This is a genomic window from Amycolatopsis sp. NPDC003731 (genome assembly GCF_053586895.1).
Genome location: NZ_JBSFNC010000310.1, coordinates 1 through 1,452, shown reverse-complemented (window position 1 = coordinate 1,452; position 1,452 = coordinate 1). Strand labels below are relative to the sequence as shown.

At 67.6% G+C, this 1,452-nt stretch carries 1 protein-coding gene; it reads left to right on the top strand.

What is annotated here, in order from left to right; translation table 11 throughout:
- The first annotated feature begins 219 nt into the window (after nucleotides 1–219).
- Nucleotides 220–1,431: an IS110 family transposase gene (locus ACWDN5_RS46775; protein ID WP_449680795.1), complete on the top strand. Its 1,212-nt coding sequence runs from the start codon at nucleotides 220–222 to the stop codon at nucleotides 1,429–1,431.
- The last annotated feature ends 21 nt before the right edge of the window (nucleotides 1,432–1,452 follow it).

The following is a 1,452-nucleotide window of genomic DNA, read 5'->3' as shown; positions in this document are numbered from 1 at the left end:
TCCCTAAGGTTGATGTTGTTCGGGGCGAGTGCCCTGGATGCCCAGGGCGTCGGGGTGTGGCTGATGAGGCTCTGCCTGTGTGGTGGCTCGGAAGGAATGGCCGCCCCGTCGTTCTGGACGCCCTGGCCACTGATTCAGATCTGCTGCGGACCGTCGCTGTTTAGGGACCTGCTGGCGGGGTTGTCCACGGGCTTGACCTGCAACAACAGGAGAACGAGCGTGACGGATCGATCGCTGGTGTGGGTCGGTGTCGACGTGGGCAAAGCGACGCATCATGCGTGCGCGATGGAGGCGGCCGGCAAGGTGGTGTTCTCGCAGAAGGTCGCCAACGACCAGGCTGCGATCGAGCAGCTCGTTGCGCGTGCCGGTCAGACCGCCGGCGAGGTGCGGTGGGCGATCGATCTGACCAGTAACGCCGCCGCGCTGCTGGTCGCGGTCCTCATCGCGACCGGGCAGCACGTGGTCTATGTTCCCGGCCGGGTCGTCAACCGGATGACCGGTGTGTTCCGTGGTGAAGCGAAGTCCGACGCCAAAGACGCCCGAGTGATCGCCGAGACCGCGCGGATGCGCACCGATCTGACGCCGGTCACCGCCATCGACGACTTGGTCGTCGAGCTGACCCGGCTCACCGCCCATCGTGAGGACCTGATGGCCGACTGGGTCCGTGGCGTCAACCGGTTGCGTGACCTGCTGACCGGCATCTTCCCCGCGCTGGAACGTGCCTTCGACTACTCCACCCGCAGTGCCCTGGTACTGGTCGCCGGTTTCCAGACCCCGCAGGCGATCCGCGAGGCCGGCGAGTCTGGCCTGGCCGCTTACCTGCGCGAGCACGGCGCCTGGGCCAAGGGCATCCCCGGTATGGCCGCCGATGCCCTGGCCGCCGCGCATGCCCAGACGGTGCGGCTGCCCGGTGAGGCCACCACCGCGCTCCTCATCGCCAATCTGGCCCGCCAGCTGCTCAACCTGGACCGGCAGATCAAGGACACCGACAAACTCCTCACCAGCCAATTCCGGGAACACTCGCAGGCCGGGATCATCGAATCGCTGCCCGGCCTCGGCCCGATCCTGGGCGCCGAATTCCTCGTGGCCACCGGCGGCAACCTCGCCGCCTTCGCCACCTCCGGGCGGCTGGCCTCCTACGCCGGACTTGTTCCCGTGCCTCAGGATTCCGGCCGGGTCACGGGGAACCTGCGCCGCCCCAAGCGCTACAACCGTCGACTGCGCCGTGTGTTCTACATGGCAGCCCTGTCCAGCCTCAAGGTCAGCGGTCCATCGAGGGTTTTCTACGACAAGAAACGCGGCGAGCGGCTGATACACACCCAGGCGCTGCTGGCGCTGGCCCGCCGCCTGGTGGACGTGCTCTGGGCCCTGCTGCGCGACGGGCGGACCTTCACCCCAGCCGCGCCACAACCCGCTACCGCTGCGGCTTGACACGGTCATTCAGATTCCTTC